The 15384-nt window shown below is 71.6% G+C and carries 10 protein-coding genes; 4 read left to right on the forward strand and 6 right to left on the reverse strand.

The window, feature by feature from the left end:
- Positions 1–257 precede the first annotated feature (257 nt).
- Positions 258–1730, reverse strand: coding sequence for a hypothetical protein (locus tag ACFWJW_RS27040; RefSeq protein ID WP_387246274.1), 1473 nt, complete (start codon positions 1728–1730; stop codon positions 258–260).
- Between the two features lie 476 nt (positions 1731–2206).
- Here ACFWJW_RS27040 and ACFWJW_RS27045 point away from each other — a divergent pair, with 476 nt between their 5' ends.
- The gene (locus tag ACFWJW_RS27045) at positions 2207–2875 is read left to right on the forward strand and encodes a bifunctional DNA primase/polymerase (protein WP_387246276.1); all 669 of its coding nucleotides are present in this window, start codon (positions 2207–2209) and stop codon (positions 2873–2875) included.
- Between the two features lie 181 nt (positions 2876–3056).
- On the opposite strand, the gene ftsY is transcribed toward ACFWJW_RS27045, so the two are convergent.
- A complete protein-coding gene (gene ftsY, locus ACFWJW_RS27050) occupies positions 3057–4286 on the reverse strand; it encodes a signal recognition particle-docking protein FtsY (protein WP_387246278.1) in 1230 nt (409 codons plus the stop codon).
- A 452-nt stretch (positions 4287–4738) separates the two neighbouring features.
- Here ftsY and ACFWJW_RS27055 point away from each other — a divergent pair, with 452 nt between their 5' ends.
- Positions 4739–6223: a purine-cytosine permease family protein gene (locus ACFWJW_RS27055; RefSeq protein WP_387246280.1), complete on the forward strand. Its 1485-nt coding sequence runs from the start codon at positions 4739–4741 to the stop codon at positions 6221–6223.
- A 95-nt stretch (positions 6224–6318) separates the two neighbouring features.
- A complete protein-coding gene (locus ACFWJW_RS27060) occupies positions 6319–7314 on the forward strand; it encodes an LLM class flavin-dependent oxidoreductase (RefSeq protein WP_387246282.1) in 996 nt (331 codons plus the stop codon).
- Positions 7315–7474: 160 nt separating this feature from the next.
- Here ACFWJW_RS27060 and ACFWJW_RS27065 read toward each other — a convergent pair whose 3' ends face one another.
- From ACFWJW_RS27065 to ACFWJW_RS27080, 4 genes are all read right to left on the reverse strand, one after another.
- Positions 7475–8893 (reverse strand): sugar porter family MFS transporter, encoded by a 1419-nt coding sequence (locus ACFWJW_RS27065; RefSeq protein ID WP_387246284.1) that lies wholly within the window; start codon positions 8891–8893, stop codon positions 7475–7477.
- A gap of 303 nt (positions 8894–9196) precedes the next feature.
- Entirely contained in the window at positions 9197–13018 is a 3822-nt protein-coding gene (locus ACFWJW_RS27070) for an AAA family ATPase (protein WP_387246286.1), read from the reverse strand.
- Between the two features lie 302 nt (positions 13019–13320).
- On the reverse strand, positions 13321–13524 hold the full coding sequence (locus ACFWJW_RS27075; RefSeq protein WP_006602857.1) for a hypothetical protein: 204 nt from the start codon (positions 13522–13524) through the stop codon (positions 13321–13323).
- A gap of 382 nt (positions 13525–13906) precedes the next feature.
- Positions 13907–14188, reverse strand: a complete 282-nt coding sequence (locus ACFWJW_RS27080) for an acylphosphatase (RefSeq protein WP_168481563.1) — start codon at positions 14186–14188, stop codon at positions 13907–13909.
- A gap of 178 nt (positions 14189–14366) precedes the next feature.
- Here ACFWJW_RS27080 and ACFWJW_RS27085 point away from each other — a divergent pair, with 178 nt between their 5' ends.
- Entirely contained in the window at positions 14367–15299 is a 933-nt protein-coding gene (locus ACFWJW_RS27085) for a CAP domain-containing protein (RefSeq protein ID WP_387246288.1), read from the forward strand.
- The last annotated feature ends 85 nt before the right edge of the window (positions 15300–15384 follow it).

A 15384-nucleotide genomic window follows, 5' to 3' on the forward strand; every position in this document is an offset into this window, starting at 1 on the left:
TTCACCCCCGTGACGAAGACGCCCACCGTGTTACGCCCTGGTGAACTGCCAGATCAGCCCAGCATCACCCGTTCAACCCCCCGAAACCACCAATTGAGCAACCCCCACGGCACCCAACCACCTCCGCGAGAGCGGCGCCGGTTTAGGCGCAAAACACAGCCCGGCCGCGGCTGCCGCCCGCGTGACCTGGCATGGGGGAGCCGAGTCGGGCTGTACGGGGCGGTGGCCGCGGCCGGAGTTCAGGGGTGGGTTTGCCGTCAGACGGCCTCCGCGGTTTCGGGCAGCTGGCGGGTGAGCTCGTCGCTGAGCCGGATCACCTCGGCGACGCCGCCGAATTCCCGCGCCGCGTTGTCGACGGTCTTGCGCAGCCGGGTGTTGACCCGTTCGGAGCGGACCTGCCGGGCGAACGGGATCGCCTGCTGCGCCATCGCGGCGCATGCCTCGGGCTCCTTCTGGAGCAGATGCACGGTGGCCATCCCGATCAGGTTGAGGGCATACGACCGCTGGTGCTCGGGGTCCTTGCCGAAGAGCTCAACGGCGCGCCGCATGACGGGCTCGGCGAGCGAGGCGTAGGTGGGGCTGCGGCCGGCGACATAGGCGAGATCGCGGTAGGAGTGGGCGTTCTCGGCGTTCAGCTCGGCCTCGGAGAAGAAGCGGATCCAGTCCGGCTCGGGCTCGCCGGGCAGGACGTCGGAGAAGGTGTCCTCGGCCATCCGGACGGCCCGCTTGACCTTGCTGGGCTGGCCCATCCCGGCGTAGGCGCGGGCCTCCATCGCATACAACATGGCCTGGGTGCGCGGGGTGGCGGTCTCCCGGCTGCCGTACTGGGCGAGGTGGATCAGCTCCAGTGCGTCGTCGGGCCGGCCGAGGTGGATCATCTGCCGGCTCATGCCGGAAAGGATGTACGAGCCCAGCGGCCGGTCACCGGCCTCCTTGGAGGCGTGCAGCGCGAGCACGAAGTACTTCTGCGCGGTGGGCTGGAGGCCGATGTCGTAGCTCATCCAGCCGGCGAGTTCGGCGAGTTCGGCGGCGACCTTGAACAGCCGCTTGGCCACGTGCTCCGGCTGCGGCTCCTGGAGGAGGTCGGTGACCTCGTGAAGCTGGCCGACCACCGCCTTGCGCCGCAGCCCGCCGCCGCACTGCGCGTCCCACTGGCGGAACATCGCGGTCGTCGACTCCAGCAGATCCAGCTCCGGCCCGGACAGCCGCGCGGGGCGGCGGGCGCGGTCGGGTTCCTCCGCGCCGCCCTGGCCAGCGGGCACCGGGACCAGCCAGCGCTGCATCGGCTCGATGAGGCTGGGGCCGGCGGCGAGCGCGAGGGAGGTGCCGAGGAAGCCGCGGCGCGCCAGCATCAGGTCGCTGCGGGAGAACTCGCTGATGAGGCCGACCGTCTGGGCCCCGGCCCAGGGCAGGTCCACGCCGGAGACGGACGGGGACTGGTGCGCGGAGCGCAGGCCCAGCTCCTCGATGCCGACCACACAGCCGAAGCGTTCGGAGAACAGCTCGGACAGGATCCGCGGGATGGGCTCGCGCGGCTGCTCACCGTCGAGCCAGCGGCGCACCCGCGAGGTGTCGGTGCTGATGTGGTGGGCGCCCATCTGGCGGGCCCGGCGGTTGACCTGCCGGGCCAGTTCGCCCTTGGACCAGCCGCTGCGCATGAACCATGAACCCAACTGTGCGTTGGGTTGCTTGACGGCGTCGGTGCCGCCCGTGCCGCCGTTGCCGCCCACTGGAAGCCCCCATCCCGATAGCTGCGTTGGTGCCTGGTGCCTGGTGCGTGCCGCGAACTGCCCACAGGTCGCCGTCCGTTACGACGCCTGTCCGGGGTACATCTACCCGATCACGGTTTCCGGCCACACCTTTTGGCCTGTGCTCGACCTGTGCGTTGCCACCGGCATACCCGTGCGAAGGGTGCCTCTCCGGGGTTCGCGCACCGAAAGTAATCCTACGATCACGCCCGCCGCGAGGGCGATCGCGGAAACGCCACCATTCGCCACCCCTTCGAATGAACTCCCCGCCCAGCTCTCGCGATTGACTTGACACAGGCCGAAGAACGCCGGGCGGAACGAAGCACACAAGGGCTCACACGGCGCACCACACCACCCGGCACACCACCGCACCACGGGCGCCGACGGGACCCCGGCGGGGCCGGACCGTCAACCCGCCGACTCGTAACCACTGGCACGCACCACCCGTTGGAGGGGGCATGGGCTTCACGATCGGCGGCATCCGAGAGAGGCGCTCCAGCTCCCGGCGCCGCGCCCGCTCGAACGAGATCTCGGCGGTGGCGGAGTACACCGGGCTGTGGGGCTGGGACGTGGTCCCCGGCGCGCGGGCGGTCCGTGCGGGCAGCGGCCGTACGGACTGCTCGTGCGGGGCCGCCGACTGCCCCTCCCCCGGTGCGCATCCGCTGGCCTTCGGTGCGGAGCTGACGGCCGGTGCCGGCTGGGAGAAGGCGGCCGCGGCGTGGGCCGAGACACCGGGCGCCGCCATCCTCCTGCCGGTGGGCCGGTCGTTCGACCTCCTCGACGTGCCGGAGGCCGCGGGCCGCAACGCGCTGGCGCGGCTGGAGCGGATGGGGCTGCCGCTGGGCCCGGTCGCGCTGGCACCGACCGGCCGGGCGCTGTTCTTCGTCGCCCCCGGCGCGGCCGGGCAGCTCCCCGATCTGCTCTACCGGATGGGCTGGGACGACGCCTCGCTCGACCTGCGTTCCCTGGGCCCCGGCGACCACCTCACCGCACCCCCCTCCGACCTCGGCGGCCACGGCCCGGTGCGCTGGCTGCGCCCGCCGGCCCTGGACACCGCCGGCCGGCCGCCACAGGCGCGGCTGATGGTGGGCACCCTGGCGTACGCCTGCAACCGCTCGGCGGTCTGAGCGCGCGGGCCGGGGCGGTCCGGGGTCTCCGGCGGTCGGTCCGAGGTCTTTGGGCGGTCGGTCTGCGCTACGGCCGGTCCGGCAGAGCGAACCCCGTGCGGACAAGCGTCAGCCCCCGGTACCCGCGGTCTGCGGGTCCGGGGGCCGGTGACGGTCCGGGCGGGGTGCCCTGGTGGCGGCGTCAGTCGATCAGGGCGTCGACGAATGCCTCCGGCTCGAAGGGCGCCAGGTCGTCCGCTCCCTCGCCCAGGCCGACGAGCTTGACCGGGACGCCCAGTTCACGCTGGACGGCGACGATGATGCCGCCCTTGGCGGTGCCGTCGAGCTTGGTGAGCACCACGCCGGTGATGTCCACGACCTCGGCGAAGACCCGCGCCTGGACCAGGCCGTTCTGGCCGGTGGTGGCGTCCAGGACGAGCAGCACCTCGCCGACCGGGCCGTGCTTCTCGACGACCCGCTTGACCTTGCCGAGCTCGTCCATCAGACCGGTCTTGGTGTGCAGCCGGCCCGCGGTGTCGATCAGGACGACATCGGCGGCCTCGGCGATGCCTTCCTTCACCGCGTCGAAGGCGATGGAGGCGGGGTCGCCGCCCTCGGGTCCGCGGACCGTACGGGCACCGACCCGCTCGCCCCAGGTCTGGAGCTGGTCGGCGGCCGCGGCGCGGAAGGTGTCGGCGGCGCCGAGGACCACCGACTTGCCGTCGGCGACCAGGACCCGGGCGAGCTTGCCGGTGGTGGTGGTCTTGCCGGTGCCGTTGACGCCGACGACCATCACGACGCCGGGGATCTCGTCGCCGCCGTTGCCGATGCCGTTGGCGGTGTGCACGGTGCGGTCGGCGTCCGTGCCGATGAAGCCGAGGAGCTCCTCGCGCAGCAGCTCGCGCAGCCCCTCGGGGGTGCGGGTGCCGAGCACCTTGACCCGCTCCCGCAGCCGCTCGACCAGCTCCTGGGTGGGCGTGACGCCGACGTCGGCGGTCAGCAGGGTGTCCTCGATCTCCTCCCAGGTCTCCTCGTCGAGGTGTTCGCGGGAGAGCAGGGTCAGCAGGCCCTTGCCCAGGGTGTTCTGGGAGCGGGAGAGCCGGGCGCGCAGCCGGACCAGCCGGCCGGCGGTGGGCTCGGGGACCTCGATGGCGGGCGCCGCGGGCGCCTCGGGCTCGGCGGCCGGTGCCTCGGCCGCAGGGGCCTCGGCGGTGGGCAGCGTGACTTCTTCGATGGTGCGACGCTCTTCGTCGCGGGGGGGCTCGGCCTCCTCGCCGACATGCGGTTCGGCAGGGGGCGCGGTGACGGAGGGCTTCGGGGCGGCCGGCGGGGACGGCGGCAGCTGCTTCTTCTTGCGGCCGCTGACGACGAGCCCGCTGATCGCGCCGAGCACGACCACGGCGATGACTACAGCAAGGATGACGATGTCCATAACCCCTCCAGTATCAGCCACGCTCCGCCCGTGGGGACTGCACGCGCCGAACCTGGAGGGGCGGTGTCCGGAAAGCGGCGTCCCGGGCTCGTAGCCCGCTGCCCGGGTGCGCACCGGGCGCCTCTCCGGGACGGCAGCACGGGGCCGGGCCGTACGGCCGGGTGGTCGCCGGGGAGCCGGGCGAACGCCCTGACACCCGCCCCTCCGGACCAGCTCCGGACCAGCTCCGGACCAGCCCGACTGGACCCTTCGACGGCCTTCGGCGACACTCGTCCTCGTCGTGGGGTCCAACAGCGCGTACCGGCACAAGTTGGATCAAAGTACGATGGTCGACGGCCGCGCAACGCGCGTAGAGTCCTGGGCAATCAATTCTGGCCAGGCATCACAGCCGCTGCCTGCACCTCCTCCCCCGGGGGGTGCGTCCAGATCCCCGCACGGAGATACCTGCACCAATGGGCACCACGTCCTCCACTTCCGCTCCCGCACCCGAGGGCGCCGTCGAGACCCGCGGCATCGAGCCCGTCCCCGACAACGAACGCCAGGGCCGCGTCCGCGAGCTCTTCCCGACCTGGGTCGCCGCCAACATCAGCGTGTTGTTGCTCACCATGGGCGCCTCGCTCGTGGTGAGCAACGGGCTGAACTTCTGGCAGGTCCTGCTGGTCGCCGCGACCGCCGCGGCCGTCGCCTTCGGCATGGTGGGCGTGCTGTCGGTCTCGGGCAAGTGGGGCGGCGCCCCCGGCGCGATGCTCTCCCGGGCCGCCTTCGGCGTCCGCGGCAACTACTTCCCCGGCGCGATCCTGTGGGTCGCCCGCTTCGGCTGGGAGACGATCAACGCGGTCACCGGCGCCTACGCGGTGCTGACCGTGCTGCATCTGCTGCTCGGCATCGAGAGCAACAACGTCCTCGTCGTTGTCACCCTGCTCGCCTTCGTGGCCGTCACGTATCTGGTGAGCGGTCTGGGCCGCAAGGCGCTGAACGTCTGCAACAAGTACTCGACGTATCTGTTCGGCCTGTTCAGCATCATGGTGCTGGTCTATCTGGTCGCCACGATGGACTGGGACGCCGTCTTCGCCAAGAAGGCCGGCACCACGGCCATGGTGATCGCGGGCATCGGCACCATCGCGGCCGGCGGGATCAGCTGGGTGCCCACCGGCCCCGACTTCGCGCGGTACCTGCCGCACTCCGCGTCCGGCAAGAAGATCGTCGGCGCCACCGTCTCCGGCGCGGCCCTGGTGCTGCTGCCGATGGTGCTGATGGGCGGCGTGATGGCCGTCTCCAGCCCGAAGCTGGCCGGCCAGAACACCGACCCGATGTCGTTCCTCGGCAGCATCCTGCCGTCCTGGCTCGCGGTGCCGTACCTGATCACCGCGCTGGTCGGGATGGTGCTGATCAACAGCCTGTCGATGTACTCCGCGGGCTTCACCGCCCAGACGATGGGCGTCAAGCTGCCCCGTGCCCTCGCGGTCAGCATCAACGCCGTCATCAGCCTGGTCGGCGGCCTGTTCATGATGCTGGTGGCCAAGGACTTCATCGGCCAGTTCATCGCCTTCCTGACGCTGCTCGCGGTCTCCTTCTCCGCCTGGATCGGCGTCTACGGCATCGACATGGCCCGGCGGCGCAAGCTGGCGGTGCGCTATGACGCCGACAGCCTGATGAACACCGGCCGCACCAGCCGCTACTGGTACGTCGGCGGCTTCTGCTGGCAGGCCATGACCGCCTGGGGCGTGGCGCTCGTGGCGGGCCTGTGCTTCACCAAGGTCCAGTGGTTCACCGGCCCGTTGGCCACCACCTGGATCGGCGAGAACGGCCTGGGCTGGGCGGCCACGATCGCGATCGCCGCGCTGGTCTTCGCCGTACTGCCGGCGCCGAAGGAGACCACCCCGGCGGCCGGCCCGGACGAGGCGGCCGGGGCCCGGCAGACAGTCGAGGTGGGCTGACCCGGGCCCGTGGACCGGACTCCCCCTCTAGTGATCTGACGCAGCGTCAGCTAACGTCCCCTTCGCCAACCACCCCGGCGAAGGGGACGTTTGCGATGCCCGCTCTGCCTGTCACGGTCCTGCGGATCAACCTCGTCGACCCCGCACCCACGCCCGACACCCTGTCCGCGCGCTACCGGGCCGCCGTCGAGATGGCCGCCTTCGCCGACGACCGCGGCTTCACCATGGTCCAGACCGAGGAGCACCACGCCACCACCAACGGCTGGATGCCCTCCCCGCTCACCTTCGCGGGCGCCGTCTTCGGTGCCACCCGCCGGATCGGCGTCACCGTCTCCGCGCTGATCACCCCGCTGCACGATCCGCTGCGGCTGGCCGAGGACCTCGCCTCGCTCGATCTGCTCAGCGGCGGCCGGCTGATCACCGTCGCCGGCCTCGGCTACCGGCCCGAGGAGTACGCGGCGCACGGCAAGGACTGGCCGGCCCGGGGCCCGCTCCAGGACGAGGTGCTGGCGACCCTGCTGTCCGCCTGGACCGGGGAACCGTTCACCTATCAGGGGCGTACGGTCCGGGTCACCCCGCGCCCGTACACCCAGCCGCATCCGCTGCTGCTGATCGGCGGCAGCTCACGGGCCGCGGCCCGGCGCGCGGCCCGCCTGGGGCTCCCCTTCTTCCCCAGCGCCCACCTCCCCGAGCTGGAGACCTACTACCACCAGCAGCGCGCCGCCCACGGCACCGACGGGTGGGTGATGCAGCCGCCCGAGCGGACCGCGCTCCTCCATCTCTCCGAGGACCCGGACCGCACCTGGGCCGAGTACGGCGGCCATCTGCTGCACGAGGCCCGGATGTACGCGTCCTGGCAGTCCGCCGGGAGCCGCTCCGCGGTGCGCTCGTCCGCACCGGACGTCGGGGCGCTGCGCGAGGAGGGCGTCTACCGCGTCGTCACCCCCGACGACTGCCTCCGGCTCGCCCGGCGGACGGGCGCCGGGGGCTCGCTGATCCTCCATCCGCTGTGCGGCGGGATGCCCGTCGACGAGGGCTGGCGCTCGCTCCATCTCTTCGCCGAGCGGGTGCTGCCCCGCCTCACGGACTGACCGCCGGCGGCCGGTTCAGCCTTCCGGGTAGCCCGGGCACAAGAACCCCGGCGCAAAGAAACCCCGGCACAAAAAACCCGGGCACAAAAAAGGGGTACTGCCCGGGGTCCCTGATGACCCGGGGCAGTACCCAGTGCTGAGGAGACGGACTGGCGGGGGGTTAGCCCATCTCCTCCAACGCCTTGCCCTTCGTCTCCTTCACGAACTTGAGCACGAAGGGGATCGAGAGCAAAGCGAAGACCGCGTAGATGATGTACGTACCCGAGAGGTTCCAGTCGGACAGACTCGGGAAGCTGGCCGTGATGGCCCAGTTGGCGATCCACTGCGCGGAGGCGGCGACGCCCAGCGCGGCGGCACGGATCTTGTTCGGGAACATCTCGCCGAGGAAGACCCAGACCACGACGCCCCAGGAGAGGGCGAAGAAGAGCACGAAGACATGGGCGGCGATCAGGGCCACGGTGCCTTCGGTGTGCGGCAGCGTGCCGGCCGCGGTCTTGGCGGAGAAGGCCCATGCCTCCAGGGCGAGCGAGACGGCCATACCGGCCGAGCCGATCAGCGCCAGCGGACGGCGGCCGATCTTGTCGACGAAGACCATCGCGATCACGGTGCCGATGATGTTGATGATCGACGTCGTGAAGCTGTAGAAGAACGAGGCGCTCGGGTCGATGCCGACGGACTGCCACAGCGCCGAGGAGTAGTAGAACGCGACGTTGATGCCGACCAGCTGCTGGAAGACCGAGAGACCGATACCGACCCAGACGATCGGCAGGAAGCCCATCTTGCTGCCGAGCAGGTCCTTGAACGACGACTTGTGCTCGCGGCGCATCGCGTCCTGGATCTCGGCGACCCGGGTGTCGAGGTTCACGGTGTGGCCCTCGACCTCGGAGAGCACCTCCTTGGCGCGGGAGACCTTGCCGACGGAGATCAGGTAGCGCGGCGACTCGGGGATCGCGAAGGAGAGCAGACCGTAGAGGACGGCCGGGACGACCATCACGCCGAGCATCCACTGCCAGGCTTCCAGGCCGGCGAGGGTGCCGCGCTGGTTGCCGTCGGCGAGGTTGAGGATGCCCCAGTTGACGAGCTGGGAGACGGCGATACCGACGACGATCGCGGCCTGCTGGAACGAGCCGAGGCGGCCGCGGTAGGCGGACGGCGAGACCTCGGCGATGTAGGCCGGGCCGATGACCGAGGCCATACCGATGGCGAAGCCGCCGATGATCCGCCAGAAGGCGAGGTCCCAGAGGGAGAACGGCAGAGCGGAGCCGACGGCGCTGATGGTGAACAGCACCGAGGCGATCTGCATCACCCGGATACGGCCTATGCGGTCCGCGATCCGGCCGGCGGTGGCGGCGCCGATGGCGCAGCCGATCAGGGCGACGGCGATCACCTGGGCGAGGACCGCGGATCCGACGTCGTAACGACTGCGGATCGCCTCGACGGCACCATTGATGACGGAACTGTCATAGCCGAAGAGAAAGCCGCCCATCGCGGCAGCCGCGGTGATGAAGATGACATGGCCGAGGTGGTCGGGATGGGCCTTGCGGCCTTCCGGAACCGTCGGCTGCGCGGTGCTGGTCAACGTGAACTCCAGTGGCCCGGCTGCGCTGCCGGGCGTAGGGGGCTGGCCCTTCTAGTGGTGCATAGGTTGGGGGTACCCACCACTTGAAGGTAAAAGCAACGTTGCAGAGACTATGCCTTCAAGTTTCGAAGTCAATAGGGCGTGACGAATTTGTTTCTCGGACGTCCTGACCGTCATTCGTTCAAGTTCTGAACTGATGGGTAGTCGGATACTCCGGGCGATCATCAACGGCGCCGGCGGCGGCCGTCCCGCCTGCCGGCACCGGCCCGCGGCCGCCGCACCGGCCGCCCGCGCGCCCCCCGGTCAGTGCAGCCGCTGACTGATGACCTTCGATACGCCGTCACCTTGCATCGATACCCCGTAGAGCGCGTCCGCGACCTCCATCGTGCGCTTCTGATGCGTGATCACAATCAGCTGGGAGCTCTCCTGGAGTTCCTCCATGATCCGGATCAGCCGCTGGAGATTGGTGTCGTCCAGCGCGGCCTCCACCTCGTCCATCACATAGAACGGGCTGGGCCGCGCCTTGAAGATCGACACCAGCAGCGCCACCGCGGTCAGCGAGCGTTCACCGCCCGACAGCAGCGACAGCCGCTTGACCTTCTTCCCGGGCGGCCGCGCCTCCACATCCACCCCCGTCGACAGCATGTCGTCCGGATCGGTGAGCACCAGCCGCCCCTCCCCGCCGGGGAAGAGCCGCGCGAAGACACCCTCGAACTCCCGCGCGGTGTCGTGGTACGCCTCGGTGAAGACCTGCTCCACCCGCTCGTCGACCTCCTTGACCACCTGCATCAGGTCGGCCCGGGTCTTCTTCAAGTCTTCAAGCTGTTCGCTCAGGAACTTGTGCCGCTCCTCCAGCGCCGCGAACTCCTCCAGCGCCAGCGGGTTCACCTTCCCGAGCTGCTGATACGCCCGCTCGGCGGCCTTGAGCCGCTTCTCCTGCTCGGCCCGTACATAGGGCACCGGCTGGTGCCGGGGGTGCTCCGGATCGTCCGGGAGCACCTCGCCCTCAGCCGGCGGCGAGGGCGGTACCGGCTGCTCGGGGCCGTACTCGGACATCAGCCCGGCCGGCTCCACCCCCAGCTCCTCCAGCGCCTTGGTCTCCAGCTGCTCGATCCGCAGCCGCTTCTCCGCGCCGAGCACCTCACCGCGGTGCATCGAGTCCGTCAGCTTGTCCAGCTCGGACTTCAGCTCCCGGCCCTGAGTGCGCTCGGCCACCAGCGCCTGTTCCCGCTCGGCCTTGGCCCGGTCCGCGGCCCCCCGCTCCTCCTCGGCCCGTACGGCCGACACCTCGATATGCGCCAGCAGCTGCCGGGCACCGGCGGCGACCGCCCCGGCCACCGCCGCCTCGTGCCGCAGCCGGGCGCGCCGCCGCTCGGCCCGCGCCCGCGCCTCGCGCTCGGCCCGCGCTCCCCGGTCCAGCGCGTCCGCCCGCCCGGCGAGCGCCTTCACCCGCTCCTCGTGCGTGCGCGCCTGGAGCCGGGCCTCCATCTCGGTCTGCCGCGCGTTGGCTCCGTCGGCGGCCAGCCGGTCCCGTACGGAGGTGTCCGGCTCCTCGTCGCCGACGCCCGGGTCCTCCTCGGCCACCGCGAGCCGCTCGGCCAGCTCCTCGGCCTCCTCGGTGGCCCGCAGCAGCGCCTCCTCGGCCTTGGCCGCCGCCGCCTCGCAGCGCTCGGCCTCGCCCGCGGCCGCGCGGGCCTGCCCGCCGAGCCGGCCCAGGTCCCCGGCGACCTTCGACTTCTCCCGGTCCGCCGCCCGCCACCGCCCGGCCAGCTCCTCGACCAGCGCGGCACCCGCCGTACGGCGCTCCGCCGCGGCCCGCTGGGCCTCCGCCAGCTCCTCGCAGCGCGCCGCCAGTTCCTCCAGCTCGGCGGCCGCCTCGTCGACGGACGCCTGCACCTCCAGCAGACTCGGCGCACCGGCGGACCCGCCCTGGGCGAAATGCGCCCCGAGCAGATCGCCCTCACCGGTCACGGCCATCAGCTCCGGCCGCGCGGCCACCAGGTCCTCGGCGTCCTCCAGCGTCCCGACCACCACGACATCCCGCAGCAAACGGGCCACCGCGGCGGTCAATTCCGCGGGCCCCCGGACCAGTTCCGCCGCCGGTACGGGCTCGGAGCGGGGCCCGGGGACACGGGGCACGGCCGCCTCGGACACACCCGGCGCCCCGGCCGTACCCGCACGGACCACGGCCCCCTCGGCCGCTCCGGCGAAGCCCTCGGCCCCACGAACCGGCCCAGCCCCATGAGCCCCGGCAGCACCGGAGGCAGCCGCGACATCCGCGCCCCCATCCCACGCCGCCCCCTCAGCGCCCTCAACAGCCCCCGCGGCCCCCGCGGCTCCCCCGCCCTCCGTGGCCTCCACCGCCCGCGCGGGCGCGGGCACCCGTCCCGTCCCGCTCCGTCCCCCGGTTCCCCCCAGCACCATCGCCGCCCGCCCCGCGTCCTGCGTGCGCAGCAGCCGGATGGCCTCGGCGGCGGTGGCCGGGCCGGAGACGGCGACGGCGTCCGCGGCCACGCCGAGCGCCGCCGCCACCGGGATCTCGAAGCCGGGGGTGACGGTCAGCAGTTCCGCCGCGGGGCCGAGCAGTCCGGTCAGCCGGTCCCCGGCGGCCAGCAGCGCTCCGGTGCCGTCCTTACGGCGCAGCCCGAGCGCCAGCGCGTCGTGGCGGGCGGCGGTCGCGGCCCGCTCGCGCTCGGTTGCGGTCAGCGCCTCCCGCGCGGCGGTCAGCGCGGACTCCGTCTCCGCCAGCTCCCGGCGGGCCGCCTCGTGCCGCTCCGCGATCTCCTCGTCGTCCGCGTCCAGCCCGTCGACCTCGGCCTTGAGCTGCTCGTACTCCTCCTGGGCGGTTTCCGCCCGGCGCCGGGCGGCGTCCCTGGCCTCGGCGAGCCGGCCGATCTCCGCCTGCGCCGAGGCGGCCCGGCCCCGGGCGGCGGTGACCTGCCCGCTCAGCCGGGCCAGGCCCTCCCGGCGGTCGGCGAGGGCACGGGCCACGTCCCGCAGCCGCCGCTCCTCGTCCGCCAACTGCCGCTCCAGTCCGGCACGGTGTTCGACGGTGTCCTCCAGGGCCCGGCTCGCCGCCTCCAGCGCGGCGGTCAACTCCGCCTCCTGCTCGCGGATCCGGGCCGCTTCCCGCTCCATGTCCTCGGGGTCCCGCCCGTGCCGCTCCTCCGGCGGCGCCGCCGTGGCGCTCTTCACCCGCGCCTCGGCCAGCGAGATCGTGCCGCGCACCCGCTCCGCGAGCTGCGACAGCTCGTACCAGGTCTGCTGCGCACGCTGCACCCGCGGCGTCAGCGTACGGACCTCCTCCTCCAGCGCCGCCTCCCGCTGCTGGGCGGTGCGCAGCCGGTCCTCGGCGGTCTGCTTGCGTTCCCTGAGCGCCGCCTCGTCCGCGATCTCGGCGCGCAGGGCCCGGCGCAGGGTGACGAGGTCGTCGGCGAGCAGCCGCAGCCGGGCATCGCGCAGATCCGCCTGGATGACGGCGGCGCGCCGGGCGACCGCGGCCTGCCGCCCCAGCGGCTTGAGCTGGCGCCGCAGCTCATCGGTCAGGTCCTGGACCCGGGCGAGATTGGCCTTCATCGCCTCCAGCTTCCGCAGCGCCTTCTCCTTGCGCTTGCGGTGCTTGAGGACCCCGGCCGCTTCCTCGATGAAGGCCCGGCGCCCCATCGGGTCGGCGTGCAGCACGGAGTCGAGCTGGCCCTGCCCGACGATGACATGCATCTCCCGGCCGATACCGGAATCGGAGAGCAATTCCTGGATGTCCAGCAGCCGGCAGGTGTCACCGTTGATCTGGTACTCGCTGCCGCCGTTGCGGAACATGATCCGGGTGAGGGTGACTTCGGCGTACTCGATCGGCAGTGCACCGTCGGAATTGTCGATGGTGAGCGAGACCTCGGCGCGGCCGAGCGGCAGCCGCCCGGTCGTCCCGGCGAAGATCACGTCCTCCATCTTCCCGCCGCGCAGCGACTTGGCGCCCTGCTCGCCCATGACCCAGGACAGCGCGTCCACGACATTGGACTTGCCGGAGCCGTTGGGGCCCACGACGCAGGTGATGCCCGGCTCGAAGCGCAGCGTCGTTGCGGAGGCGAAGGACTTGAAACCTCGCAGGGTCAGACTCTTGAGATGCACGCCGTGGGACTCTACCGGCCGCTCCTCGGCGGCTGACCCCAACATTCCGGGCCGCCCGCGGGCCCTGTACGGCCCCCGGGTATACCGCGCCGTTCATTTTCGGTTTCACTGCCGAAAGCGCAGGGCACATCATGCGGTAAGGGAGGGCCGTCAAGGCTGAAGTGACCAGGTGGTTCGCAGGAAAAGCCGCAGTACGGAAAAGCCGGAAACGACGAAGGGACGCCGAAGCGTCCCTTGCAGATCTTGAAGAAAGCGGTGCCTCAAGCGGCTGGCGAGCAGCCCTACCGGCCCTGGGGTCGGGGTCAGGTGAGCGCGGGCTCCGCCTGGGGTACGTCGATGTCGAGCATCGAGTCGTCGCGACGTGCGGCAGCGGACAGCATGTCGTTTTCGGCCTGCATCCGAATGAGTTCGGATTCAAGGTCTTGGACGCGCTGCTGAAGCCGTCGCATCTCGGAGAGGACTCGGGGGTCGGAGCCGCCGACGTAACCGAGAAGCGCCTTTGCCATGATGGATGGTCCTCCACAATGAGTGACCGACCGAAGCGGTGTGGGTCGTGAGGGATTCGCACCCGCGGTGCTTGTCATTCTCTGGTGTACTCAATGCCAAACAGCTAAGGTGCGCGGGGATTCCAGAGTCTCACCAAACGGTTTGACGGTCAACACGATCACACCCCGTATCCTCGGGCACCTGAGAGTGCGCGGCCGTGAAGGCACTGCGCCGACTCCCCAGAAAGGTCCCGCCGGGGCGTGGAGATCATCCGTACAGCGGCAGCCTTGCACGGGTCGGCCGAGTTGGCAACCACCAGGGCTTATCTCCCGTAAGCAGCTCACAAAGACGCATCCGCAAGATCGCCCATGACGGCCGTACGGATGGTTCCGGCGGGCCGGATCAGCGGATCTCGAAGCCGTCGTAACCGCCGCGGGGCGTGTCCCAGATCTCAGTGACTCCGTCGACCCGCCCGGGCGTGTCCCCGGTGCGGAGCCAGTCGAGCAACTGATCGCAGTGCTCCTTCGGGCCCTCGGCGACCACCTGGACGCGGCCGTCACCCAGATTGACGGCAAATCCCGCGAGTTCGCCGATGCGAAGGGCGTTGGCCCGGGTGAACCAGCGGAACCCGACGCCCTGGACCTGACCACGTACCCACGCGGTCACTCGGACAGCTTCATTCATGTGTGCACGCTAACCGGCCAATTGCTCCGTGGTCACTTCTGCCTCTTGCGCCATGGCGTACAGTCCCCCGACAGCGAGGCTCACTCTTATGGGTGAGTCATCTTGACGCCAGGAAGGCCGTGCGGCGGTAGCCGCTCCAGTGGAGCCGGTGTTGGCACCGGTGGAAGGAAGACAGCGGATGGGCCGTCATCGACGCTCTGCTCCCCCTGCCCCCGACTCCGCCGCTGCGGGGCCTGTTGACGCACCGACGACCGAACGGCCGGGCGCACCGGCCACGACGCGGCACCGCGGACATCGCGCGGCACGCGGCAGCGGCAGGGCACCCGTCCGCACCGGACTGCTCGGCGCCTCCGCGGTGGTGGCGATGGGAGCCGTGGCGGTCGCCTCCGGACTGATCCCCGGTCACGGCCAGTTCGACGGGGGTGCGGACGGCGAGCAGGGCGACCGGGTCCGGGCCGGTGCGCTGCCGGAGGCCACCGAGCCGATGGGCGGCGTCTCGGCCTCGCCGACCGACCGCGCCACCCAGGAGGCGAGCCGCGGCGGAGCCCGTACCAAGGTCCCCGAGAGCGTGCGCCCCTCCCGCAGCGCCACCCGCCCGGTGTCCCCCGCCCCGCACCAGCCCGCCAAATCGCCCACCGGGGCGACCGGTTCGCACCGGTCCGCCGAGCCCACCGAACGGCCCGACGCCCCGGCGCCCGAGCGCTCCGTGGCGGCGTCGAAGACCCCCGACGCCCAGTCGTCCGCGGAGGCCCAGGTCCTGTCGCTGGTCAATCAGGAGCGCGCCCAGGCCGGCTGCTCGCCCGTGACGGCGGACCGGGAATTGGCTGGTCTCGCCCAGGATTTCAGTGACGACATGGCCCGGCGGGGCTTCTTCGACCACACCGACCCGGACGGCGACACGCCCTGGGACCGCGCCGAGGACGCGGGCATCGACGACCTCGGCGGCGAGAACATAGCCCGCGGCCAGGCCAACGCCCAGTCCGTCATGGACTCCTGGATGAACAGCCCCGGCCACCGTGCCAACATCCTCAACTGCGAGTACAAGACCCTCGGCGTCGGCGCCCACTTCGGGGCGGGCGGCCCGTGGTGGACTCAAGATTTCGGCTTCTGAGGGAGCCCGCCCCGCGGTGACACCACCGCCGCCGGACGCACGCCCGCGCCCCCCCCTGACCCGTCACCGGGCGGCCCCGGCCTAT

This window comes from Streptomyces sp. NPDC127097, from assembly GCF_042724075.1.
In the GTDB taxonomy this organism is placed as follows: domain Bacteria; phylum Actinomycetota; class Actinomycetes; order Streptomycetales; family Streptomycetaceae; genus Streptomyces.

Excerpts from the sequence above, each read along its gene's own strand:
- ACFWJW_RS27075 (WP_006602857.1), bottom strand. The coding sequence starts at position 13,524 with ATGGCAAAGGCGCTTCTCGGTTACGTCGGCGGCTCCGACCCCCGAGTC.
- ACFWJW_RS27085 (WP_387246288.1), top strand. The coding sequence starts at position 14,367 with ATGGGCCGTCATCGACGCTCTGCTCCCCCTGCCCCCGACTCCGCCGCT.
- ACFWJW_RS27060 (WP_387246282.1), top strand. The coding sequence starts at position 6,319 with ATGCCCGCTCTGCCTGTCACGGTCCTGCGGATCAACCTCGTCGACCCC.
- ACFWJW_RS27055 (WP_387246280.1), top strand. The coding sequence starts at position 4,739 with ATGGGCACCACGTCCTCCACTTCCGCTCCCGCACCCGAGGGCGCCGTC.
- ACFWJW_RS27080 (WP_168481563.1), bottom strand. The coding sequence starts at position 14,188 with ATGAATGAAGCTGTCCGAGTGACCGCGTGGGTACGTGGTCAGGTCCAG.
- ACFWJW_RS27045 (WP_387246276.1), top strand. The coding sequence starts at position 2,207 with ATGGGCTTCACGATCGGCGGCATCCGAGAGAGGCGCTCCAGCTCCCGG.
- ftsY (WP_387246278.1), bottom strand. The coding sequence starts at position 4,286 with ATGGACATCGTCATCCTTGCTGTAGTCATCGCCGTGGTCGTGCTCGGC.